Consider the following 21645-nt stretch of genomic DNA (forward strand, 5'->3'; position numbering starts at 1 on the left):
TGGGGGCATGACAGCTTTCTCGGTTCTCGATCTCTCGCCCATCGTCGAAGGCGGCGATGCGCGGCGCGCCCTGCTGGAATCCGCCGAACTGGCCAGGAAGGCGGAGGCGCACGGCTTCACCCGCTTCTGGCTGGCCGAGCATCACAACATGCCGGGCATCGCCAGCGCCGCGACGGCGGTGGCGCTGGCCCATGTGGCGGGAGCGACGGAGAAGATCCGCGTCGGCTCGGGCGGGATCATGCTGCCCAACCATGCGCCGCTGGTGGTGGCCGAACAGTTCGGCACCCTGGAGGCGCTGTTCCCCGGCCGCATCGACCTGGGCCTGGGCCGTGCGCCCGGCACCGACGGCGAGACGGCGCGGGCCCTGCGCCGGTATTTCGAGGCCGCGGACCAGTTCCCACGCGACGTGATGGAGTTGCAGGCCTTCCTCGGCGATCCGGTCGAGGGACAGCGGGTGACGGCCTGGCCTGGCGCGGGTTCGAAGGTGCCGATCTGGCTGCTGGGCTCCAGCCTGTTCAGCGCGGAACTGGCCGCCCACCTGGGCCTGCCGTTCGCCTTCGCTAGTCATTTCGCGCCGGAACTTCTGCTGCAGGCGCTGCAGACCTATCGCGCCGGGTTCCGCCCGTCGAAACAGCTGGCGCAGCCCTACGCCATGGCGGCCATCAACGTGTTCGCGGCCGATACGGACGCCGAGGCGCAGCGCCTCTCGACCTCCATGCAGCAGGCGTTCGCGGCGGTGGTGACGGGCAAGCCGGGGCGGCTGAAGCCGCCCGTCGACGACATCACGACCGTGCTGGACACGCGCCAGCTGGCGGCGGTCGAAAGCCGCCTGACCTATGCCGCCATCGGCGGGCGCGAGACGGTGCGGACGAAGCTGGAAGAGTTCATCGCCCTGACAGGCGTGGACGAGGTGATGGTCACCGGCATGATCCACGATCTGGAGCCGCGTCTGCACAGTCTGGAAGTGACGGCGGACGCGATCGACGGCCTGGCCTGACCGTCAGCTGATCGACGCCATTTCGTACAGGAAGTCGACGAAGCCGAGAGTTGCCCCGTCCAGTCCGGCCACCTTGGGATTGGTCGAGTCGATGACGAAATACTCGTTCGGCGCATGCGCCCCGCTGCCGTGGCCGAGACCGAACTGTCCAGCCGGCAGACCGACCGGGGCGTCGGTGAACACGCAGCCGGGCCAGGATCCCGCCGAGCGCGGATACAGGGTGCTGGGCGCGCCGGCGCGATCGTAAACCGCCTTCTGCGCCCGGATGATGCGCGAGTCCTCGGCCGTCGCGGTCGGATTGTAGCCGCCGGTGAACCGGACCTCGACGTCGGGGAAGCCCTTCGCGTCCAGATGCGCGCGCAGTTTGGCCAGACAATCGTCGACGGTCTGGTTCGGGACCAGGCGCATATCCAGCTTGGCGGTCCCGGAGCCCGGCAGGACCGTCTTGCCGCCTGGGCCGGTATAGCCCGCCACCAGGCCCTCGATATTGACCGTCGGCTGCGACGCCAGCCGCTCAAGCGACTGCCGCCACGGCAGGTCGTCGATCCAGGTCTGGACCCCGAGCGCCCGCTTGGCGTCCGCCTCGGAGTTCGCCTCCGCCGACGCCGCGATCAACTCGCGCTCGCGCGGAGTCAGGTCGCGAACATGTTCGAACCAGCCCTCGATCGCCGGTGTGTTGCCGTCGGGACTGACCAGGGACGACAGCGCCGCGACAAGTCGCCAGGCCGGGGAATCGACGTTGGCCTTCTGGCTGGAGTGAATATCGCGCGCCGGGCCCCGCCCCCAGGCGGCGCCCGAGGCGGTCAGCTCGCATTCGATGATGCCCTTGGCGCCGAGGTTGATGGTCACAGCGCCGGTCGACGGCGACTGCCAGCCGGTCGGGATGAACACGCCCTCGCACTTCTTCAGCGCGGCGAGCACGTTCGGCCGGGTCGTCACCTGGCGGAAGTGAGGGGAGCCGATCTCCTCCTCCCCCTCGCACACCAGAACGAGGTTGACCGGCGGCGACTTGCCCGCGGCCCGCAGGGCGTGCAGCGCGGCGAGGAAGGCGCCTTCCGGCCCCTTCTGGTTCACCGCCCCCCGTCCGACGATCACCCGGCCGAAGCCCTCCTTGTCCACCAGCGCCGCCTCCAGCGGCGGCGAGGACCATTCCGCCGGGTCGAACTGCTTGACGTCGTACATGAAGTAGACGGCCAGCCAGCGGGGAGCGCCCACGTCCATCACCCCGAAGACGCCGGGGTGACCGTCGGTCGGGATGATCTCCACGTCGCTGAAGCCCGCGTCGCGGGCCAGCCGGGCCATGTATTCGGCCCCCTCGGGCATGTTCAGGTTCTCGGCGGCGATCGAGGGGTTGCGAATCCAGTCCTGGATGCGCGCCGTCGACGCGTCCTTGCCGGCCGCGACCGCCGCCTGGATGGCCGGCAGGTCGCCGGATTGAGCCAGGGCCGGTCCGGGTCTGAATCCAAAGACGCTTCCGGCAGCGAGGGCGGCCGCCCCGGTCAGGAGGGCGCGGCGATCGGCGGTAACGGTCATGGCGGGTTCCCCGTGTTCGAAGCGACTAGACCCCGGCTGCCATCGCGCGTCCAGCCTCAGAGACCCGCGAGGAAATGCAGGAGGAGGCGGTTCACCTCGTCCGCCCGTTCCTGCTGGATCCAGTGACCGGCGCCGGGGAGGACGGTCTGGATGCGCAGGTCGGGGATCCAGTCGCGCAGACCCCCTTCATGACCGCCGGCGTAGTGGCGGACGGGATCACGCTCACCGACGATGAAGGCGCCGGGCACGCGGATGAGGGCGTCCTGCAGATGGGCGGTGAGGGACCAGTTGCGGTCGAGGTTGCGGTACCAGTCCAGCGGCGCGCGGAAGCCGCCGGCGGTGAAGGCCTCGACGTACTCCGCGAAATGCTCAGGGCCCAGCCACGGCGGCAGGGTGGCGTCGTCGGCGATCGAGGCGGTCAGGCTGACGCCGTCGGGCATGAAGCCGGTCGACTGGCGGCCGTCGGGCGTGGCGCCGTCATAGGCGTAGAACATCTTGCGAAGCGCCGTGGCCGGGTCGCGGTCGAACTCCAGATGGGCGTCGTCCGCCTGGAAGCGGCTGATGTAGAGGTCGCCGAGGCCGCCGCGTTTCGACAGGGCCGCCATGGCCGGCGTGGGCGGGCCCTTCGGGCGGCGCGGCTGGAACGGCACCGACAGGCCGGCGACGGCGCGGAACAGGTCGGGGCGGGTCAGGGCGCAATGCCAGGCGACCGGGGCGCCCCAGTCGTGGCCGACGACGACGCAGGACGTCTCGCCCAGGGCCCGGACCAGATCGACCATGTCGCCGACGAGGTTGAGGATCGAATAGCTGTCGCGGCTCTCCGGCTTGTCCGTGCCGCCGTAGCCGCGCATGTCCGGCGCGACGGCATGGAAGCCCGCGTCGGCGAGCGCCTGCACCTGCGCCCGCCAGCTGACGCCGAGTTCGGGGAAGCCGTGGATCAGCAGGACCAACGGGCCGGAGCCGGCCTCGAGGATTTGCTGACGAAGGCCGTCGGTCTGGATGAGGCGCTGCTGCATCAGTAATTCCGCTCATCCCGGCGAAAGCCGGGACCCAGTTCTTTCACCGAAACTCAGGCGTTCGAGGACATCGGACAGTGCACAGCTAGCACCGTTCCGTCACCCAAAGCACTGGGTCCCGGCTTTCGCCGGGATGAGCGGAACTAAAGAGCCACGCCTGTCGTGCGCATGATCTCGGCGCGAAGCTCGGGCATGCCGTCGCCCTTTTCGGCCGAGGTGACGATGACCGCCGGGAAGGCGGCGGGGCGCTTGGCGATGGCCTTGAGGGTCTCGGCCTGAACTTTCTCAGCCTCGCCCTTCTTCAGCTTGTCGGCCTTGGTCAGGATGATCTGGTAGCTGACGGCCGCGAGGTCCAGGGCGTCGAGGGCCTCGGTGTCCACGCTCTTCAGGCCGTGGCGGGCGTCGATCAGCAGATAGACCCGCTTCAGGGTCACGCGGCCGCGCAGATAGTCGCGGCCGAGATCCTGGAATTTCTTCACCGTCGACTTGGACGCCTTGGCCCAGCCGTAGCCGGGCAGGTCGACCAGACGCATCTTGCCGTCGAGGTCGAAGAAATTGACCTCGCGCGTCCGGCCCGGCTCGTTCGAGGCGCGGGCCAGTTTGTGCATGCCCACCAGGCCGTTGATCAGGCTGGACTTGCCGACGTTGGAACGGCCGGCGAAGGCGATCTCGGGCAGGTCAGGATCGGGCAGCTGCTCGATCTTGGCGCACCCCATGACGAAGGTCGCAGGGCGCGCGAACAGGATGCGCGCCTGCTCCAGATCCTCGGGGGTGAAGTCGTCCAACTCAGGCTTTCTTGAAGCGGGCGATGAAGGTGTCGATCGGGTTCTCGGCCTTGAAGCGGTGCATGATGATGTACTGCTGGAAGATGGTGAGAACGTTCGACCACGCCCAGTAGATCAACAGACCGGCCGGGAAGTTCGCCATGATGAAGGTGAACACCACCGGCATGAACTGGAAGATGCGGCGCTGCATCGGATCCGGCGCGGGCGGGCTCATCGCCATCTGCAGCCACATGGTCAGGCCGTAGAGGATGGCCAGGACGCTGAGGCCGAGGCTGAAGCCGCCGCCGGGGTGGCTGACCAGCAGGTTGCCGATCAGCGGAGCCGTCGACGGATCCCACGGGATCAGGCCGAACAGGTTCCAGATGGTGGTCGGATCGGGCGCCGACAGGTCGCGCAGCCAGCCGAAGAAGGGCGCGTGGCGCATTTCGATGGTGACCGACAGCATCTTGTAAACGGCGTAGAAGACCGGGATCTGCAGCAGCAGCGGCAGACAGCCCGCCAGCGGATTGATCTTCTCCTTCTGGTACAGCGCCATCAGCTCCTGCTGCTGTTTGGCGGCGTCGTCGGGATGCTTCTTCTTGATCTCCTCCATCTTGGGCTGGAGGTTCCGCATCTTCGACATGCTCTCGTAGCTCTTGTTGGCGAGCGGGAACATGATCAGGCGGACGGTCAGGGTCAGGGCCAGGATGGCCAGACCGAAGTTGCCGAGCACGCCGTAGAAGAACTCGATGACGAGGAAGATCGGGCGCGTCAGGAAGAAGAACATGCCCCAGTCGATCGCGTAGATGAAGCGCGGCAGGCCGAGCGACTTCTCGTAGCCCGCGAGGATCTCGTTGCGCTTGGCGCCGGCGAACAGATGGGTCGTCTCGGTGATCTGGCGGTTCGGCTGGATGGTGCGGGCGGCGCCCAGCATCGAGGCCGAATGGATATCGAAGGTCGCGGCGTCCTCGACGCGGAACTCGGCGTTGATCTGCTCGCCCTGTGGCGGGATCAGGGCCGCCATCCAGTACTTGTCCGTGATGCCGAGCCAGCCGCCGGTCGACTCGTGTTCCTGCACCGGCTTCTTCGCCCAGGCCTTGTACTTGAGCTGGGTGGTCGAGAAGCGCTCGCCGTCGCCGAAGGTGCCGATGGCGCCTTCGTGCAGGATCTGGTTGCGGCCCAGGTCATCCGGCACGCCCTGGCGCTGGACCTTGGCCCCCGGGGCGAGAGTCACGGCCTGGGCGCTGAAGTTGGCGACCGTGTCGGTCACCGTGAACATGTACTGCTCGTCGACGCTGACGACGCGGGTGAAGCGCAGGCCCGCTCCATTGTCCCAGGTCAGGGTCACCGGCGTCGTCGGCGTCAGAACCGAGCCGTGCGTCAGGCGCCAGGGGGTGTCGGCCCGGGGCACGCCGCCGGGGATATTCGGGCCGCTCCAGCCGAACTGGGCGAAGTAGGCGTGACGCATGCCGTCCGGGCGGAAGAGTTCGACCGGTGGCGAGTCCTTGGCGATCGTCTCGCGGTAGTTGGTCAGGAACAGGTCGTCGATACGGGCGCCGGTCAGCGACAGCGAACCGATCAGCTTCGGCGTCTCGATGCGGACGCGGGCGGACGTGCCCAGGGCGACGGTGCGATCCTCGGTGAACCGGGGCGCGGCGTCGGCGCCGGCGGCCGGCGCCGAAGCGGCCTGCTCAGCCGCCACGCGCTGGGCGGCGCGCCGCTTCTCGGTCTGCGGCTGCATCACGAAGACGCTGTAGAGAACCAGCATGATGCCCGCGATCACCATGAAGACGATCGTGTTGCGGCTGTCGTTTTGAGGAGGCATGGAGATCAGGAGTCCTGGCCGGCGGGCGCGGGCGTCGAGGGCGCGGGAACTGGCGCCGACCGCGGGGTCGCGAGCCTTGTAAGCGCCGATTTCACGTCGTCAAGCAGCCGGTCCCAGGACCGGTCCGCCGTGCCCATGCGGGCGATGAACACATAGTCGCTTCCGGCCGCCGCAAACTGCGGCGCAAGCGCGCGGGCGGCCTCGCGCAGACGGCGTTTCGCGCGGTTGCGCACGACCGAGCCGCCGACCTTGCGGGTGGCGGTGAAGCCGAGGCGGATGACGGCGTCGCCGTCCCGGCGATCCAGTCGCTGGACGACGACGGCGCCGCGGGCTTCGGAAACGCCTTTCGCGGCCGCCAGAAACTGGGGCCGCGATTTAAGGCGTTCGATTTTCACGAGGTCGCTCATGCGCCCGTCCGGGCGCCGGACGACTTAGGCCGTCAGGCGCTTACGGCCCTTGGCGCGGCGGCGCTGAACGATCTTCTGACCGTTCTTGGTGGCCATCCGCGAACGGAAACCGTGACGGCGCTTGCGCACGAGTCGCGACGGCTGATAGGTCCGCTTCACGGTCGGCTCCTTGGAAAAACTGACAGGTAGGCGACGGAAGGCGTCCGCCGCAGGAAGGGCGGGCGTATAAGGGGATGGTCCCGAGGAGTCAACGCCGTCGAAGCCTGAACGGCGCGCGGCGCGGAGAGAGAATGGACCGGCTGAAACGCTTCCTGCCCTTGTTCGTCCTGGCGGCCATGATCGCCCTGATCTTCGGCATGGGCTGGAATCGCTATCTGTCGCTGGACACCATTCGCGATCACGGCGCGGATTTTCGCGCCTTCACCGCCGAGAACTATTTCCTCAGCCTGCTGATTCTTATGGCGGTTTTCGCCATTCTGACGGCCAGCGTGGTGCCCGGCGTATTCTTCGTGACCATCACCGCGGGCTACCTGTTCGGGCCGTGGGTGGGCGGGGTGGCGACCTCCATCGCCGCGACGATCGGGGCCCTGATCGTCTACGGCGTGGCCCGGACGGCGCTGGGGCAGTCGCTGAGAGAAAAGGCGGAACGCGACAAAGGTATGATGCAGAAAGTCTGCACCGCCATCGACAAGGACACGTTCTGGTACGTGCTGGCGTCCCGCCTGGCGGTGGTCGTGCCGTTCCACATGATCAATATCGCGGCGGGCGTCATGGCGGTGCGGCTGCTGCCCTACACCGTGGCCACTGTCATCGGTCTGCTGCCGGCGCACATCATCTATTGCTGGATCGGGGCGCGGTTGAACACGCTGCTGATCACTGATCCGGATCCGGACTTCCAGGCCCTGTTCGGGCAGTTCTGGGCGCCGATGACCGGCGTCTTCATTCTGGCGGTCGTTCTGCCCTTCGCCCTGAAGGGCGTGCAGGCGGCCCTGGCGCGGCGGAGGGCTGTGTGAACAGCGCAGCATTTGGCTCCAGCTTTGCGTTATATGGGCCATGAGCCGACTGCGCGCCCTGTTGAGCGACGTCCGCAAGGGACTGCACGTTCCCGCCGACTGGCGCGAGCGGCTGCGGTTCCACGCGCCTGACGCCCTGGCCTGGCGGCTGCTGCTGCTGACCTTCGCCTTCGCCGCCATCGTCGAGGTCCTGATCGTGGCGCCCAGCGCCGCCAGCTTCCACGAGCGCTGGCTGCTGGACCGGCTGCAGTCGGCCGAGCTGGCGTCTGTCGGGGTCGAGGCCCTGCCCTATTCCGCCGTCGAGGACGATACCGCGGAACAGCTGCTGGCCATCGGCGGCGTGCAGGCGGTCGTGGTCGGGGACCAGGGCGTGCGCCGCCTGCTGCTGCAGGCCCCGAACCTGCCGCGCACGCCCGATCTGATCGACCTGCGCCAGCACCGCCCCATGGCGCGCCTGACGGACCCGTGGCGGACCCTGTTCGGGCACCCGGACCGGTCCATCCGCGTCCAGGCGCGGCCGCGCTACCGCTCCGGCGACTTCATCGAGGTTCTGGCCCCCGCCCAGCCGCTGAAGACGGAGCTCCGGGCCTTCCTCCTGAACAGCCTGCTGACCTCGCTGTTCATCTCGCTCGTGGCCGGGGGGCTGCTCTACGCCGGTCTGGCCTTCCTGGTGCTGCAGCCGCTGCGCCGCGTGACCCGATCCATCGAGCATTTCGCCGAGAACCCGGAGAGCGAGGGCGACACGCCCAGCGATCGCAACGACGAGATCGGCCGGGTCGAGCGCGAACTGGCGCGCATGCAGGAGGAAGTCCGGCATTCGCTGCGGTCCCGCGCCCGTCTGGTGGCGTTGGGCGAGGCGGTGGCCAAGATCAATCACGACCTGCGTAACATGCTGACCTCGGCCCAGATGGCGTCGGAGCGACTGGCGACCTCGCCCGACCCGCAGGTGGCCAAGGCCCTGCCGCGTCTGGAGCGGGCGCTGGGCCGGGCTACAGCCCTGTCCCGCAACGTGCTGGAGTACGGCCGCAGCGAGGAGCCGCCGCCGCAGAAGGTGCGGCTGCCGCTGGCCGCCGCCATCACGAGCGCGGCGGAGGATGCGGGGCTGTCGGCTGAAGGCGTCCGACTGGTGAAGGCGATCCCGGCCCGGTTCAACGTCCACGCAGATCCGGACCAGTTGCACCGCATCCTGGTGAACCTGATGCGCAACGCCCGTCAGGCGATCGAGGGCGACACCGCGCGCCCGGATCATCGCGGCGTCGTTCGCGTGACGGCCAGCGGCGAGGACGGAGATTGCGTGATCCATATCGCCGACGACGGGCCCGGCATCCCGCCCCGCCTGTCCGACCGGCTGTTCGAAGCCTTCGTGAGCGGCCGGGGTTCGGACGGCACCGGCCTGGGCCTGACCATTTCGCGGGAACTGGCGGCGATCAACGGCGGCTCCCTGACGCTGGTGAACACCAGCCCGACCGGGACGACCTTCGAACTGCGCCTGCCGAACTGACGGCGCCAATTTGCTCGAACGGCGTTTCGCATTCCCGAAGGCCGCGAAACGGCCCAGCTTGTAAAACATCGTCCTCGCCAAAGGAGTTCGCCGATGATCCGCACCACCCTCGCCTGCCTTGCCGTCCTGTCGCTGGCCGCAGCGCCCGCCATGGCCCAGTCGACCAAGCCTGTCGCCACGCCGGCGCAAACGACGGCCGCCGTCGCCGCCGAGCCGGCCCCGGGGTCGGCGGAGTGGCTGCGGATGCGGAGCGAGAGCTATGAAGCGGACCAGGCGACGGACGCGGAACAGGACCCGGCTGAGCTCGCCGCCACCATCAAGCTGAACTCCAGCATCGTCGCCGGCAATGCAGCGGCCGAGCGATCGGAAGTCGAGGCCCAGGCCGCGTTCGAGGCCCAGAACGAGCGCTGGCGCGCCGAGAACGCCCGCTCGAACACCGCCCGCGCGGAATGGGAGGCGAACGTCGCCGCAGCCGACTCGGCCCGGGCCCGCTGGGAACGCGAGCGCGCCGCGTGGGAAGCCGAGGTCGCCGCCTGCCGGGCCAGCGGCCGGGTCTGCATCACGCCCGACGCGCCGAAGTAGTCCGCGAGGCCGCGTTGCGCGCGGCGCCCGCCCGTGAGACCGTCGATCCACCCGCCCGACGGGAAGATCGATGACAGATGTACCAGCGGACCCGAAGGACGCAGCACGCGCTGACCGCGTGCGGGCGGACGGCCGCATAGACACCTGGCGTCACCCGGGCTGGGTGCGGATCACCCACTGGATCAATGTCATCGCGGTCGTCGTCCTGCTGATGAGCGGGCTGAACATCCTGATGGCGCACCCGGCGCTGTACTGGGGCGTCCGCTCGACCTTCGCCGATCCGTGGCTGCAGATTCCGACCCTGCCGGGCTGGATGATGCTGCCGCAGGTGCGCGACCTGGCGCAGGCGCGGCACTGGCATTTCCTGTTCGCCTGGATCTTCGTCGCCAACGGATTGGCCTATCTGACCCTGGGCGTGCTGTTGCGGTGGCTGGCGCAACGCCTGTGGCCGACGCCGTCGGACCTGCGCGGCTTCGGCACGACGGTCGCCGAGCATGTGCGCCTGCATTTTCCGAATGATGAGCGGGCGCGGACGTACAATGTCCTGCAGAAGCTGACCTACCTGGCCATGATCCTGGTGGTGCTGCCGATGATGCTGCTCACCGGCCTGTCGATGTCGCCGGGGTTCAACGCCATCGGGGGGCTGCTGCTGGAGCTGTTGGGCGGGCGGCAGTCCGCGCGCACGCTGCATTTCATTTCCGCCGGCCTGATCGTCGGCTTCGTCGTCGTCCACGTCGGACTGGTGATCTGGACGGGGCCGGCGAACAACATGCGGTCCATGATCACCGGCTGGTACGCGATCCGGTCGGGTCGTGCGCCGGACCAGGGAGGTCCCCGATGAACCGCCGCCGTTGGCTGATCGGAGCGGTGGGCGTCGCGACGACGATGCTGACCGCGTGCGGCCGGGTCGGGGCGGACCTTTCGGAACAGGCGCGGCGGATGTCGGAAGGCCTGACGCGCCGGATGCAGCGCCTGATCGTGCCGCGCGACGCCCTGGCGCCGACCTATAGCCGCGCCGAAATCTCACCGGACTTCCGGCCGAACGGATCCGTCGATCCGGCGGCGTCGGACTATCTGGCCCTGAAGGCCGACGGTTTCGCCGGCTATCGGTTGGTGGTGGACGGCCTGGTGGATCGGCCGCTGTCGTTGAGCCTCGCCGACCTGCGGGCCCGTCCGGCGCAGACGCAGATCACCAAGCACGACTGCGTCGAGGGCTGGACCTCCATCGCCGAATGGACGGGCGTGCGGCTGGAGGCGTTGCTGGACGAGGCGGGGCTGAAGCCCGACGCGAAGTACGTCGTGTTCCATTGCTTCGACGCCCTGGACCAGCAGGAGGATGGCGAGCGGTATTACGAGAGCATCGATATGATCGATGCGCGGCACCCGCAGACCATCCTGGCCTATGCGATGAACGGGGAGACGCTGCCGGTTCCGCACGGGGCGCCGCTGAGGCTGCGGGTCGAACGGCAACTGGGCTACAAACACGCCAAATACATACGGCGCATCGAGGCCGTGGACAGCTTCGCCGACATCGGCGGCGGCAAGGGCGGTTACTGGGAAGATCGGGGCTACGAGTGGTACGCGGGAATCTGACCCGGCGGGGGCTGGGCCAAGGGCTGGGATGGGCGGCGGGGGCCGCGTTGATGACGGGGGCGAGCGGAGCGGGGGCGAAGAACCGCCAGCTGGTCGTGGCGCAGACGCGATCGGGCGCCGTCCGCCTGGCGCTGGATGGCCTCGTCCTGTCAGGCAAGGGCATTCCCTATGGTCAGGCCGGGCGGTTCGAGACGCCCCGGCCGGTCGCGCCCTGGACCGGACAGTTGCGTGCAGAGGCGTTCGGACCGGCCTCGCCCCAGCGCGGAAATGAGCCGAACCAGTCCGAGGACTGCCTGCGTCTGAACGTGTGGACGTCCGCAGTGCATTCCGGGCGAAGGCCCGTGATCGTCTACATCCATGGCGGGGCCTATTCGACCGGATCGGGATCCAGCCCGTTGACCAACGGCGCACGGCTGGCGGCGCGGGGCGATGTGGTGGTGGTCACCGTCAACCACCGGCTGGGGCCGCTGGGCTATGCGTCGCTGGCGCGGCTGGCGCCGGGGTTCGAGGACTCGGGCAATCTGGGCCAGCTGGACCTTGTGCTGGCCCTGCAGTGGGTGCGGGACAACATTTATGCGTTCGGAGGCGACGCCGGCTGCGTCACGGTCGTCGGTCAATCCGGCGGCGGGGCCAAGATCGCGACGCTGATGGCCATGCCGGCGGCGGCCGGCCTGTTCCATCGCGCCGTGACCATGAGCGGGCAGCAGGTCACGGCGTCGGGACCGCTGAACGCCACACGGCGGGCCGAGGTCTGGCTGGCGGCGCTGGAGCTGACGCCGGACCGGATCGACGAGGTGCGGACGATGCCGGTCGAACGCCTGATCGAGGCGGCGGGCGCGACCGATCCGATCCTGGGCGGTTCGCTGTACTTCGGGCCGGTGCTGGACGGACGCAGCCTGACGCGGCATCCGTTCTGGCCCGACGCCGCGCCGCAATCGGCGGCCATACCGATGATGATCGGCAATACCCGCGAGGAGACGCTGGCCTTCCTCGGCGGCGACCCGGCCAACGCCGGGCTGACCTGGGACAGCCTGCCCGCAAAGCTGACGCCGTCGCAGATGCGCATCGACGTGGCGCCGGAGGAGGTCGTGGCCTGGTACCGGCGCGAGCATCCTGAGATGTCGCCCGACCAGGTGCTGATCCGGGCCACCACCGCCGCCCGCAGCTGGCGCGCCGCGGTGATCGAGGCGGAGGCCCGGGCGGCACAGGGGTCGCCCGCCTTCGTCTATCAACTGGACTGGGCCAGCCGGCTGCCCAACGGGCGGACGGGGGCCTTCCACACCTCGGACATACCGCTGATGCTGGACAATGTCGGCGCCGAGGGTTCGGGGGCGGTCGGGCCGGCGGCGCAGGCTATGGCCGACCGGATGAGCGATGCGCTGATCGCCTTCGCCCGCACCGGCGATCCGAACCACCCGGGCTTGCCGACCTGGACGCGCTATTCGCTGGAGCGGCGCGAGACGATGGTCATGGACGTGGCGCCCCGGATGGAGAACGACCCGCGCGGCGACGAGCGGCGTTTCTTCGGGCGCATCCCCTACATCCAGCCCGGGACCTGACGGCTAGAGCAGGACCTCGGCCCGGCGGTGATCGCTCTCGATGCCCGCCTCCAGCACTTCCATGACCGACAGGGCCTCGGCGGCCGGGACGGGATTGGGGCCTTCGCCCACGAGGGCCCGGGCGATGCCGTCGTAGTAGGCGCGGTAGTCGCCGGGAGGACCGGGCGCGACCTCGCGGCGACCTGAGGCGCCGTCGACGCGTACGGCGGGCAGTGGGTCGACGCCCCAGCCCTCGCGGCCGACCGGGAGACCGGCCTTGAGCTGGTCCTCCTGCACGTCGAGGCCGGACTTCAGCCAGCTGGCGCGGGCGCCGTGGACGGCGAAGCGGACGTCGGGCGCGGGGGTGGTCATGTCGGCATGGAGAACGACGCGCTTGTCGGCATAGCGGAGGACGGCGTCAGCCCAGTCGATCGCCTCGCCGCCGTCGCGGAGCACCGCGAGGTCGCAGGTGATCCCGAGGGGGCGTCCGAACAGCACCAGCGCCTGATCGATCAGGTGGGGGCCGAGGTCGTGCCAGATGCCGCCGCCGGGCTGGGCCTTCTCGCGCCAGCGGTCGCGGACCTCGGGCCGGAAGCGGTCGAAGCGGCTTTCGAAGGTGCGGACGGGGCCGAGGCGGTTTGCGTGCAGTTCGGCCTTCAGGGCGAGGAAGTCGGCGTCCCAGCGGCGGTTATGAAAGACCGACAGCAGCAGGCCGCGAGCATCGGCGACGGCGGCGACCTCGCGGGCCTCCTCAAGGGAGACGGCGAACGGCTTGTCGATGACGACCGCCTTGCCCGCCTCCAGCGCCGCGATGGCCTGGGGCGCGTGCAGGTCGTTGGGCGTGGCGATGACCACCAGATCAATGGCGGCGTCAGCGAGGGCGGCGTCGAGCGTCGCGACGGCCCGGACACCCGGCCAGGCCTCCGCCAGGGCGTCCGGCCGGCCGGTGACCACCGTATGCAGGTTCAGTCCCGGGCAGGCGTCGATGAGCGGCGCGTGAAAGGTCCGGCCGGCATAGCCGAACCCGACGAGGGCGACGTTGGCGGGCGCGGTCAGATCAGACCTCGGCGCCCTCGGCGCGCTTCTTCATCATGGCGTCGAAGCTGCCCCAGACGCCTTCGGCGCCGTGCCACGAGCCCTTGGTCGCAGCCTTGGAGTATTCCGTGGCGCGCGCTTCGAAGAAGTTGGCGTGCTCGACGCCCGACAGCAGCGACTGAAGCCACGGCAGCGGGTTTTCCTTCACGCCATAGGCTTCCGGCAGCTGCAGCTGGCGCAGGCGCCAGTCGGCGATGAAGCGGATGTATTGCTTGATGTCGTCGGGAACCATGCCGTTCACCGGACCCATTTCGAAGGCCAGGTCGATGAACTTGTCCTCCATCTCGACCACCGTCTTGCAGCATTCGACGATGTCGGCGGCGACCTGCGGGGTGACCGCGCCGGTCTCCTTGTTGAAGGCGTGGTACAGCTTGATGATGCCCTCGCAGTGCAGGCTCTCGTCCCGCACCGACCACGACACGATCTGGCCCATGCCCTTCATTTTGTTCTGGCGCGGGAAGTTCATCAGCATCGCGAACGAGGCGAACAGCTGAAGCCCCTCGGCGAAGCCGCCGAACATGGCCAGGGTACGGGCGATGTCGGCGTCGGTTTCGACCCCGAACCGGCCCATATAGTCGTGCTTGTCCCGCATGGCCTCGTATTCCATGAAGGCGCCGAACTCGCTCTCGGGCATGCCGATGGTCTCGAGCAGCAGGGCGTAGGCCGCGATGTGGATGGTCTCCATGTTGGCGAAGCTCGCCAGCATCATCTTGACCTCGGTCGGTTTGAACACCCGACCGTAGCGCTCCATGTAGTTGTCCTGGACCTCGATGTCGGCCTGGGTGAAGAAGCGGAAAATCTGGGTCAGCAGGTTGCGCTCGCCGTCGTTCAGATTGACGGCCCAGTCCTTCATGTCCTCGCCCAGCGGCACCTCTTCGGGCATCCAGTGGACCTGCTGCTGCTTCTTCCACATGTCGAAGGCCCACGGGTACCGGAACGGCTTGTAGGCGGCCGACGGCGTCAGCAGGCCGGGGGTCGAAAGCTTCATCGGGGCGTGCGCGTTCATCGGGAGCTCGGTCGGCGAATCCGGAATGGAATGACTTTCACCATGCGGGCGCGGAGGCGCGGCGCCAAGTCGAAATGCGGCTATATTGCGATCACTTTTTCCGAAGCCGCTACATGTAGTAGCTGCGCCATACAGGACCGGGGATGAAACCGGGGATGGTCCCAAGGCCGCCTTATGGGCCAGGGCGGAGGACTTGAGTGCGGGCGGGCGCGGCCCGGCGCAGGCTGGCGGCGCAAAAGGGAGAGGATCATGACCTACACCGTCTATGGCGCGGCGGGTTCGGGCTCGGTTCCGGTCGAGGCGGCGCTGACCCTGATCGGTGCGCCGTTCGAGGTGACCGAGGCTGTGACCTGGGAGGGAGACCACGAGCGGGACAAGGTCGCGACGGTCAATCCGATGCGGCAGATTCCGGCGCTGATCACCCCCGACGGCGAGACCATCACGGAGAGCGCGGCGATCCTGATCTGGCTGGCCGAGCAGCATCCCGAGGCGGCCCTGGCGCCCGAGGCGTGCGATCCGCGGCGGGGGCAGTTCCTGCGCTGGATGACCTTCGTGCCGGCGTCGATCTATTCGATGTTCTGGGTGCGGGACGTGCCGTCGCGGCTGGGCGGGGACGATCCGGCGGCGCAGGAGACGATCAGGGTCCGCACCGCCGAACGCATCGCCGACTGCTGGGCGAAGATGGACAGCCAGATCGAACCGGGGCGCTGGTTGCTGGGCGACGAGCTGACCGTGCTGGACCTGTATGTCGCGACGGCGAGCCGCTGGACGCCCCGGCGCGAGAGGTTCGCCGAGGTCGCGCCACGGATGAACAAGGTGGTGAAGCGGGTGGATGATCTGCCGGAACTGCAGGCGTTCTGGGCGGAGCGGTTTCCGTCCAGCGAGTAGCTACGCCGCCTCGAAGACCCGGCCGACAGGCAGGGCGCCGGAGAGGGCGCGGGAGACGGCGTCGAACAGGCCGGCCTGGTTCACGGGCTTGGCGAGGTGGGCGTTCATGCCGGCGCCGAGACAGCGGACCACATCCTCGGGCATGGCGTCGGCGGTCATGGCGACGACGGCGATGCGGCCGACAGCGCCCGGCAGCTCGCGAATGCGGCGGGTAGCTTCCAGGCCGTCCATGCGGGGCATGCGTACGTCCATGAGGACGACGTCGAAGGGGTGGGCCTGGACCGCCTCAAGGGCCTCGCAACCGTCGCAGGCCTCGACCACCTCGCAGCCGAAGGCCTGCAGCATGATGCGGGCGACCTCGCGGTTCACCGGATGGTCGTCGACGACGAGGACGCGGGGCGCGCGCTCGGCTTCGGGCTCGGCCGTGGACGCCTCAAGCGCGGCCGGTTCGACCGGTTGGTGCTGTTCGACCGGCGCATCGCCGACGCGGCGCAGGGGCAGGTGCAGGGTGAAGGTCGAGCCCTCGCCCGGGACGCTGTCGACCTCGATACGGCCACCGAGGCGGCGGACGTGACGAGAGGCCAGGGCCAGGCCGAGGCCGGCGCCGGAATGGCTGCGGCGGATGGAGGCGTCGCCCTGGGCGAAGGCCTCGAACAGGTCGGGCAGGACTTCGGGAAGGATGCCGCAGCCGGTGTCGGTGACGCGGATGGCCACGCCGTCGGCGGCGCGATCCAGGCGCACGGAGATCTGGCCCTTCTCGGTGAACTTCACGGCGTTGGCGATCAGCGGGTGCAGGGCCTGACGCAGGGCGCGGCGGTCGGCGGCGAAGCGGGCGCGCGGCGGCAGACGATCGTCGATGGTCAGGGCCAGGCCTCGGGCGTCGGCGGCGGCGCGGCTGGCGATGGCGGCCTCGCGCGCCACGGCGGCGAGGTCGAGCGGTTCCAGCGAGACGGTGTCGGCGCCGCGGGCGAAATCGAGGATGTCCTCGACCAGCATCAGCAGACCGTCGCTGGATTCGCGGATCTGACGGGCCTGACGGACGGCCTCGGCGTCGAGGCCGGGGCGGCCGGCCAGAAGGTCGGCGAACCCCGCGACGCCGTTCAGCGGCGTGCGCATCTCATGGCTCATCATGGCGAGGAAGCGCGAGCGGGCGGCGGCGGCGTCCTCGGCCCGGCGGCGGGCCTCGTGGGCGGCTTCGGTACGGCTGCGCAGACGGGCCTCAAGGGCGCGGCGCTCGCTCATGACCGTGCTGAGCGGCAGAACGGTCGCGACCATCGCCAGCATGTAGAGATTATAGACGCCCAAACGGCGCAGCATCGGCGGGACGGCTTCCAGACCCGGCAGGTCGAGCAGACGGGCCAACTGAACCGGCCCGTGGCCCGTCAGGGTGAGGACGCCGCTGATGCCGGCCAGCAGGATCAGCGCAAGGGACGCCAGGGTCGGCGACAGGCGCAGGCCGATCAGCAGCATCGGCAGGAAGGTCAAGAACAGGATCGGCGAGTCCGACTGCCAGAACACTGTGGCGGTGACGACGACCATCATGGCCATCAGACCGATGGCCTCCGGACGGCTGGCGCGCGCCATGCCCTGGAAGCGGTGGCGACGGGCCAGCAGCAGCAGGACGGGGGTGACCAGCAACAGGCCGACCAGTTCGACGATGACGAAGGACTGCAGATTGAACAGCCAGACCGTCAGCGGCGGCTGACGGAGCGAGACCAGCACGGCGAAGCCCAGCGCGGCGATGATGGCCACGGCCGGCGCGGCGGCGAAGACGGCGAAGTTGAACAGCCGGCGCGGGCGACGCATGTCCAGCGCGGCGCCACAGATGCGTCGCGCCAGCACGGCGGCGATGGTCGCCTGGCCGATATTCATCAGGGCGTTGAGCCAGAGCAGAATGCCGGGATCGCCGCGCAGCAGATTGCTGAAAAGATTGATGGTGAAGCAGGCGGTGAGGACCATCACCGCGGGGCGGCGATGCAGCTGCAGGAGCGCCGCCGCCATGATGCCGTTGGATAGCCAGACGGTGACCGCGCCGTAGGTCGCCACACTCCAGTGACCCGTCAGCTGGGACACTGCGAAGAGCAGAACATAGGCCCATGCGGGCGGACCGGCCACGCGACCCGCTTCATGCCTGAACAGACGCCAACGACCCCTCAACCGGAGATCCTCCCGGTCACCACGACCCTATGACCGGTAAGGGGAATCCGTAAACAAATCGGCGTCATCCCGGATCAGGACATTCCCCTATTCGACGGAACCCTGCTCTACCGGAGCCGTTTTTCCGCCCGCGCCGCTCCTGCCGCGTCGCGGAGCCCGCAGTACATGTCAGACACCGTCGCCGACCCCAGTTTCCATCCGCCCCCCGAGGCGGTCGAGTTCTATGAGGAATCGCTCCGCCTGCTGAAGGAGAGCGGGATTCCGTTCCTGCTGTCGGGCACCTATGCGGTCACCGCCTACACCGGCATCCGGCGGCCGACGAAGGACCTGGACGTCTTCTGCAAGCCGGGGGACTACCCCCGCATCCTCGCCTTCTTCCAGGCGCGCGGCTACCGCACCGACGTCGAGGACGAGCGCTGGATCGCCAAGGTCTGGAAGGATGAGAAGCATTTCTTCGACGTGATCTTCGCCATGTCGAACGGCACCATCGCCGTGAACGACAGCTGGTTCGGCAAGGACACGATCGAGGTCTACGGACACAAGGTGTCGATCACGCCGCCGACGGCCCTGATCCTGTCGAAGGTCTTTATCCAGGACCGCTACCGGTTCGACGGCGCGGACGTGAACCACGTGATCCTGAAGCAGGCCGAGGCCATCGACTGGAAATTCCTGCTCGACCAGATGGACCTGTACTGGGAGGTGCTGCTGTCGCATCTGTTGAACTACCGATTCGCCTATCCGACCGAGCGCGACAAGGTGCCGGTCTGGCTGATGACCGAGCTGACCGGCCGGCTGGAGGCGCAGGTCAATCTGCCGGCGCCGCGGGTGAAGGTGTGCCGCGGCCGTCTGTTCAGTCCGCGCGACTATATCGCCGACATCACAGAGTGGGGCTTCGGCGACATCGTGGGCAAGGGTCTGGAGGAACGACATGAGCCCATCAACTGAGGCCCCGCCCACCCACGGCGGCGATCACGCCGATCCCCAGACGCCCCAGCCGGGCCTGGAGCCCGGGCCGAAGAAGAAACTGCGCGTAGCGGCGGTGGGCGACCTGCATGTCGCCGAAGCCCACGTCCGGCCGCACCGGGACCTTTTCCAGCGGGTGCATGAGGACGCAGACGTGCTGTGCCTGTGCGGCGACCTGACCAACCACGGCACGCGCCGCGAGGTCGAGATCCTGCTGGAGGACATCAACGACTGCCGCATTCCGATCGTCGCCGTGCTGGGCAACCACGAGCACGAGTGCGGGCGCCCCGACGAGGTGACGCAGTCCCTGTGCGACGCCGGCGTCAGGATGCTGGGCGGCGAGGCGTATGAGATCGACGGCGTCGGCTTCGCCGGCGGCAAGGGCTTCGTCGGCGGCTTCGGCCGCTACATGCTGAGCCCGTTCGGCGAGGCCTCGATCAAGGCCTTCGTGCAGGAGGCGGTCGAGGACGCCAACGCCATCGAGAACTCGATCCGCACCCTGCGCACCGAGCGCAGCGTGGTGGTGCTGCACTATTCCCCGGTGGTCGACACGGTGATGGGCGAGCCGCCGGAGATTCACGCCTTCCTCGGCTCGTCGCGGCTGGGCGAGACCATCGACCGCTACGACAACGTCAGCCTGGTGGTGCACGGCCACGCCCACCGCGGCGCGCCGGAGGGCCGGACCCACAAGGGGGTGCCGGTCTACAATGTCGCGCTGCCGGTGCTGCGGACGCTGGGGGACACGCCGTACCGGGTGTTCGAGGTCTAGGCCGTCCTAAGCGGGTCGCCAGAAGCGGATAACGATGCCGCGCACGACGTCGCCCGGCGCCGGCGCATCTGGCCCGGGGGCGAAACGGGCCCGGCGCATAGCCGACACCGCGCTGTTTCCGAAGCCGGCGACGGACGGGGTCTCGGAGACGACCCGGCAGTTCGCGAATCCGCCGTTGCGCGCGGCCTCGCAATCCAGCGTGACTACGCCTTCCCGTACTCCACTGGATATCGCCCGCGCCGGAAACTCCGGCACCGGGCGTCGCGTGAGGACGACATCGGCTGCGGCCCACTCGCGGACGGGTGGCATGGGCGAACCGGGCACGGCCGTCTGCAGCGTGAAGATCGAAAGGATGAGGGCCAGCATCGAACGACTTCTACCACGCCCTCACCCCGCCAGCAGCACCCACAGCCCGGTCGCTGCGAAGCCGGCCGCGGCCGCCATGCGGATCCAGTTGAGCGGGAGGCGCTTCGCCGCAGCCTCGCCCAGCAGGACGGCGGGGATGTTGACCAGCATCATGCCGAGGGTCGAGCCGGCGACGACGAGGAACAGGTTCTGGAACTGGGCCGCCAGCATGGCGGTCGCGACCTGGGTCTTGTCACCCATCTCGATGACGAAGAAGGCGGCGGTGGTGGTCCAGAAGATTCCCTTGAAGGTCTTCACGGTGATGTCGGGCTTCTCGTCGAAGCGATCGGGGATCAGGGCCCAGACGGCGAAGCCGAGGAAGGCGACGCCGACGACCCAGCGCACCCACGGGCCATGCATGAAATGACCGAGCACGGCTCCGGCCCCGGCGGCGAAGGCGTGATTGGCGAGGGTCGCTGCGAGGATGCCGAGGATGATCGGCAGGGGTCGGCGCCAGGCGGCGGCCAGGACGATGGCCAGCAGCATGGTCTTGTCCCCGATCTCCGCGATGGAGACGAGGCCGATGGAAATCAGAAAGGCTTCCAAAGCCGGTCACATATGCGCGGGAGCCTCGGCGGACAGACCATTGGCATTCGCAGCCGGGCCCCCGCGTGGAAGCAACCCTGCGAAGCCAGCGGTCTTGCCAGGACGTCGACCCCTCAAGGGTCGGGTCCGATCGCGCCATTCCCTCCGGGCGAGGGAAAGTATGTTGACGCGAACCCCGCTGAGACGCGCGGGCGGCTACTCCCCGATGACGGCCGGGTCTGTATCGGGCGACGCCGCATCGTGCAAGCCACCGGTGTGAACGGCCTGCCGCCGCTGGACGGCGTAGGCGACCAGCCACAGGGCCATGGCCCAGGCCGCGCCGGCGCACCAGCCGGCGATGACGTCCGACGCCCAGTGCGCGCCGAGGTAAACGCGCGTCAGACCGATCAGCAGGGCGATGAGCATGGCGCAGCCCAGCACGAAAGCCTTGAGCCGCCGCTTCGGGAAGGCGCGCGTCAGCATGACGCCGAGCGTCAGATAGAAGACCGTCGACAGCAGGGTGTGGCCGGAGGGGAAGCTGGCGTTCAGCGTCTCGACGGCCTGATAGGCGGCGGGAGGGCGTTCCCGCTCGAAGAACGCCTTCAGCCCCTCGCTCAACGCCACCCCGCCGGCCAGGCCGACCACCAGCAGGAGGGCGGACAACTGCTTGCGCTGGATCAACAGGAAGGCGACGGCGATCAGGGCGAACAGGGTCAGCACCGATATGCCGCCCAGCGAGGTCAGGTCGGCCGCCGCTTCCTGAAGCCACCAGGGGCCGCGCGGCTGGCCGGGAACCGGCTGGAGCCAGTGCAGCACCATCTGGTCGAAGGCCTGCCCGTCGGCCTCGGTCATGTCGTCGGCGACCTCGACGAAGGTCATGACGCCGAGGGCGATGATCAGCAACGCGCTGAGCGCAGCGATTTCGGTGCGTGCGATCCGCAGCGCACGGCGAAGAAAAGTTATGGTCTGTTCCCCGGTCATCCGTTCGCTAACGGTCCCGCTTATGGGACGTTCCCCTCACGCGTTCGTGATCAAAGATCGGCGGTCTGTGTCACGCCCGCGTCGCGG

The 21645-nt window shown here is 68.7% G+C and carries 22 protein-coding genes and 1 riboswitch; of the genes, 10 read left to right on the forward strand and 12 right to left on the reverse strand.

The genetic code is table 11. The features are described 5' to 3' along the window. The first annotated feature begins 7 nt into the window (after positions 1–7). Complete coding sequence (locus GGR12_RS15530) at positions 8–997, forward strand: LLM class flavin-dependent oxidoreductase (RefSeq protein WP_183205539.1); 990 nt, start codon at positions 8–10, stop codon at positions 995–997. Between the two features lie 3 nt (positions 998–1000). Here the strand turns inward: GGR12_RS15530 and GGR12_RS15535 are convergent, their stop codons facing one another. The 6 genes from GGR12_RS15535 to rpmH form a co-directional block, all read right to left on the reverse strand. Continuing rightward, positions 1001–2530: a M20/M25/M40 family metallo-hydrolase gene (locus GGR12_RS15535; protein WP_183205541.1), complete on the reverse strand. Its 1530-nt coding sequence runs from the start codon at positions 2528–2530 to the stop codon at positions 1001–1003. A gap of 56 nt (positions 2531–2586) precedes the next feature. Next, the gene (locus GGR12_RS15540) at positions 2587–3546 is read right to left on the reverse strand and encodes an alpha/beta fold hydrolase (RefSeq protein WP_183205543.1); all 960 of its coding nucleotides are present in this window, start codon (positions 3544–3546) and stop codon (positions 2587–2589) included. Between the two features lie 143 nt (positions 3547–3689). Continuing rightward, positions 3690–4331 (reverse strand): ribosome biogenesis GTP-binding protein YihA/YsxC, encoded by a 642-nt coding sequence (gene yihA / locus GGR12_RS15545; RefSeq protein ID WP_183205545.1) that lies wholly within the window; start codon positions 4329–4331, stop codon positions 3690–3692. 1 nt (position 4332) lies between these two features. After that, positions 4333–6135, reverse strand: a complete 1803-nt coding sequence (gene yidC / locus GGR12_RS15550) for a membrane protein insertase YidC (RefSeq protein WP_183205546.1) — start codon at positions 6133–6135, stop codon at positions 4333–4335. Positions 6136–6140: 5 nt separating this feature from the next. Beyond that, entirely contained in the window at positions 6141–6542 is a 402-nt protein-coding gene (gene rnpA, locus GGR12_RS15555) for a ribonuclease P protein component (RefSeq protein WP_183205548.1), read from the reverse strand. Positions 6543–6566: 24 nt separating this feature from the next. Continuing rightward, positions 6567–6701, reverse strand: a complete 135-nt coding sequence (gene rpmH, locus GGR12_RS15560) for a 50S ribosomal protein L34 (RefSeq protein ID WP_123288089.1) — start codon at positions 6699–6701, stop codon at positions 6567–6569. Positions 6702–6832: 131 nt separating this feature from the next. Between rpmH and GGR12_RS15565 the strand changes: the two genes are divergently transcribed. From GGR12_RS15565 to GGR12_RS15590, 6 genes are all read left to right on the forward strand, one after another. Further along, the gene (locus GGR12_RS15565) at positions 6833–7555 is read left to right on the forward strand and encodes a TVP38/TMEM64 family protein (protein ID WP_183205551.1); all 723 of its coding nucleotides are present in this window, start codon (positions 6833–6835) and stop codon (positions 7553–7555) included. Positions 7556–7595: 40 nt separating this feature from the next. Continuing rightward, positions 7596–9056: a sensor histidine kinase gene (locus GGR12_RS15570; protein ID WP_183205552.1), complete on the forward strand. Its 1461-nt coding sequence runs from the start codon at positions 7596–7598 to the stop codon at positions 9054–9056. 93 nt (positions 9057–9149) lie between these two features. Then, the gene (locus GGR12_RS15575) at positions 9150–9638 is read left to right on the forward strand and encodes a cell wall hydrolase (RefSeq protein ID WP_183205554.1); all 489 of its coding nucleotides are present in this window, start codon (positions 9150–9152) and stop codon (positions 9636–9638) included. Positions 9639–9708: 70 nt separating this feature from the next. Beyond that, the gene (locus GGR12_RS15580) at positions 9709–10479 is read left to right on the forward strand and encodes a cytochrome b/b6 domain-containing protein (RefSeq protein ID WP_183205556.1); all 771 of its coding nucleotides are present in this window, start codon (positions 9709–9711) and stop codon (positions 10477–10479) included. Continuing rightward, a complete protein-coding gene (locus GGR12_RS15585; protein ID WP_183205558.1) occupies positions 10476–11231 on the forward strand; it encodes a molybdopterin-binding protein in 756 nt (251 codons plus the stop codon). Before GGR12_RS15580 ends, GGR12_RS15585 begins: the two co-directional genes overlap by 4 nt. Before the next feature lie 50 nt (positions 11232–11281). After that, positions 11282–12790: a carboxylesterase/lipase family protein gene (locus GGR12_RS15590; protein WP_183205560.1), complete on the forward strand. Its 1509-nt coding sequence runs from the start codon at positions 11282–11284 to the stop codon at positions 12788–12790. Positions 12791–12793: 3 nt separating this feature from the next. Here the strand turns inward: GGR12_RS15590 and GGR12_RS15595 are convergent, their stop codons facing one another. Next, on the reverse strand, positions 12794–13825 hold the full coding sequence (locus GGR12_RS15595) for an oxidoreductase (protein ID WP_183205834.1): 1032 nt from the start codon (positions 13823–13825) through the stop codon (positions 12794–12796). 1 nt (position 13826) lies between these two features. Next, entirely contained in the window at positions 13827–14870 is a 1044-nt protein-coding gene (locus GGR12_RS15600; RefSeq protein WP_425486225.1) for a ribonucleotide-diphosphate reductase subunit beta, read from the reverse strand. A gap of 249 nt (positions 14871–15119) precedes the next feature. On the opposite strand from GGR12_RS15600, the gene GGR12_RS15605 reads away from it, so the two are divergent. Continuing rightward, on the forward strand, positions 15120–15758 hold the full coding sequence (locus tag GGR12_RS15605) for a glutathione S-transferase family protein (protein WP_183205562.1): 639 nt from the start codon (positions 15120–15122) through the stop codon (positions 15756–15758). Here the strand turns inward: GGR12_RS15605 and GGR12_RS15610 are convergent, their stop codons facing one another. Next, on the reverse strand, positions 15759–17873 hold the full coding sequence (locus tag GGR12_RS15610) for a response regulator (protein WP_221212415.1): 2115 nt from the start codon (positions 17871–17873) through the stop codon (positions 15759–15761). It abuts the gene before it with no gap. Between the two features lie 207 nt (positions 17874–18080). On the opposite strand from GGR12_RS15610, the gene GGR12_RS15615 reads away from it, so the two are divergent. Together GGR12_RS15615 and GGR12_RS15620 are read left to right on the forward strand one after the other, a co-directional pair. Further along, positions 18081–18860, forward strand: a complete 780-nt coding sequence (locus GGR12_RS15615; protein ID WP_183205566.1) for a nucleotidyltransferase family protein — start codon at positions 18081–18083, stop codon at positions 18858–18860. Then, positions 18844–19647, forward strand: coding sequence for a metallophosphoesterase family protein (locus GGR12_RS15620; RefSeq protein WP_183205568.1), 804 nt, complete (start codon positions 18844–18846; stop codon positions 19645–19647). The genes GGR12_RS15615 and GGR12_RS15620 overlap by 17 nt, the downstream gene beginning before the upstream one ends. Before the next feature lie 6 nt (positions 19648–19653). On the opposite strand, the gene GGR12_RS15625 is transcribed toward GGR12_RS15620, so the two are convergent. The 3 genes from GGR12_RS15625 to GGR12_RS15635 all read right to left on the reverse strand — a co-directional run bounded on the left by GGR12_RS15625 (position 19654) and on the right by GGR12_RS15635 (position 21558). Continuing rightward, positions 19654–20013, reverse strand: coding sequence for a TonB family protein (locus GGR12_RS15625; protein ID WP_183205570.1), 360 nt, complete (start codon positions 20011–20013; stop codon positions 19654–19656). Between the two features lie 21 nt (positions 20014–20034). Beyond that, positions 20035–20598 carry a TMEM165/GDT1 family protein gene (locus GGR12_RS15630; RefSeq protein ID WP_183205572.1) on the reverse strand — a complete coding sequence of 188 codons (564 nt, stop codon included), beginning with the start codon at positions 20596–20598 and terminating at the stop codon, positions 20035–20037. A 73-nt stretch (positions 20599–20671) separates the two neighbouring features. After that, positions 20672–20814: riboswitch (yybP-ykoY riboswitch) on the reverse strand. Next, a complete protein-coding gene (locus GGR12_RS15635) occupies positions 20794–21558 on the reverse strand; it encodes a phosphatase PAP2 family protein (RefSeq protein WP_183205574.1) in 765 nt (254 codons plus the stop codon). (Overlaps the previous riboswitch by 21 nt.) Between the last annotated feature and the right edge of the window lie 87 nt (positions 21559–21645).

Source organism: Brevundimonas lenta (assembly GCF_014196335.1).
Lineage (GTDB): Bacteria > Pseudomonadota > Alphaproteobacteria > Caulobacterales > Caulobacteraceae > Brevundimonas > Brevundimonas lenta.

Excerpts from the sequence above, each read along its gene's own strand:
- GGR12_RS15530 (WP_183205539.1), top strand. The coding sequence starts at position 8 with ATGACAGCTTTCTCGGTTCTCGATCTCTCGCCCATCGTCGAAGGCGGC.
- GGR12_RS15535 (WP_183205541.1), bottom strand. The coding sequence starts at position 2,530 with ATGACCGTTACCGCCGATCGCCGCGCCCTCCTGACCGGGGCGGCCGCC.
- GGR12_RS15540 (WP_183205543.1), bottom strand. The coding sequence starts at position 3,546 with ATGCAGCAGCGCCTCATCCAGACCGACGGCCTTCGTCAGCAAATCCTC.
- yidC (WP_183205546.1), bottom strand. The coding sequence starts at position 6,135 with ATGCCTCCTCAAAACGACAGCCGCAACACGATCGTCTTCATGGTGATC.
- rnpA (WP_183205548.1), bottom strand. The coding sequence starts at position 6,542 with ATGAGCGACCTCGTGAAAATCGAACGCCTTAAATCGCGGCCCCAGTTT.
- GGR12_RS15565 (WP_183205551.1), top strand. The coding sequence starts at position 6,833 with ATGGACCGGCTGAAACGCTTCCTGCCCTTGTTCGTCCTGGCGGCCATG.
- GGR12_RS15570 (WP_183205552.1), top strand. The coding sequence starts at position 7,596 with ATGAGCCGACTGCGCGCCCTGTTGAGCGACGTCCGCAAGGGACTGCAC.
- GGR12_RS15575 (WP_183205554.1), top strand. The coding sequence starts at position 9,150 with ATGATCCGCACCACCCTCGCCTGCCTTGCCGTCCTGTCGCTGGCCGCA.
- GGR12_RS15580 (WP_183205556.1), top strand. The coding sequence starts at position 9,709 with ATGACAGATGTACCAGCGGACCCGAAGGACGCAGCACGCGCTGACCGC.
- GGR12_RS15585 (WP_183205558.1), top strand. The coding sequence starts at position 10,476 with ATGAACCGCCGCCGTTGGCTGATCGGAGCGGTGGGCGTCGCGACGACG.
- GGR12_RS15590 (WP_183205560.1), top strand. The coding sequence starts at position 11,282 with ATGACGGGGGCGAGCGGAGCGGGGGCGAAGAACCGCCAGCTGGTCGTG.
- GGR12_RS15600 (WP_425486225.1), bottom strand. The coding sequence starts at position 14,870 with ATGAACGCGCACGCCCCGATGAAGCTTTCGACCCCCGGCCTGCTGACG.
- GGR12_RS15605 (WP_183205562.1), top strand. The coding sequence starts at position 15,120 with ATGACCTACACCGTCTATGGCGCGGCGGGTTCGGGCTCGGTTCCGGTC.
- GGR12_RS15615 (WP_183205566.1), top strand. The coding sequence starts at position 18,081 with ATGTCAGACACCGTCGCCGACCCCAGTTTCCATCCGCCCCCCGAGGCG.
- GGR12_RS15620 (WP_183205568.1), top strand. The coding sequence starts at position 18,844 with ATGAGCCCATCAACTGAGGCCCCGCCCACCCACGGCGGCGATCACGCC.
- GGR12_RS15625 (WP_183205570.1), bottom strand. The coding sequence starts at position 20,013 with ATGCTGGCCCTCATCCTTTCGATCTTCACGCTGCAGACGGCCGTGCCC.
- GGR12_RS15635 (WP_183205574.1), bottom strand. The coding sequence starts at position 21,558 with ATGACCGGGGAACAGACCATAACTTTTCTTCGCCGTGCGCTGCGGATC.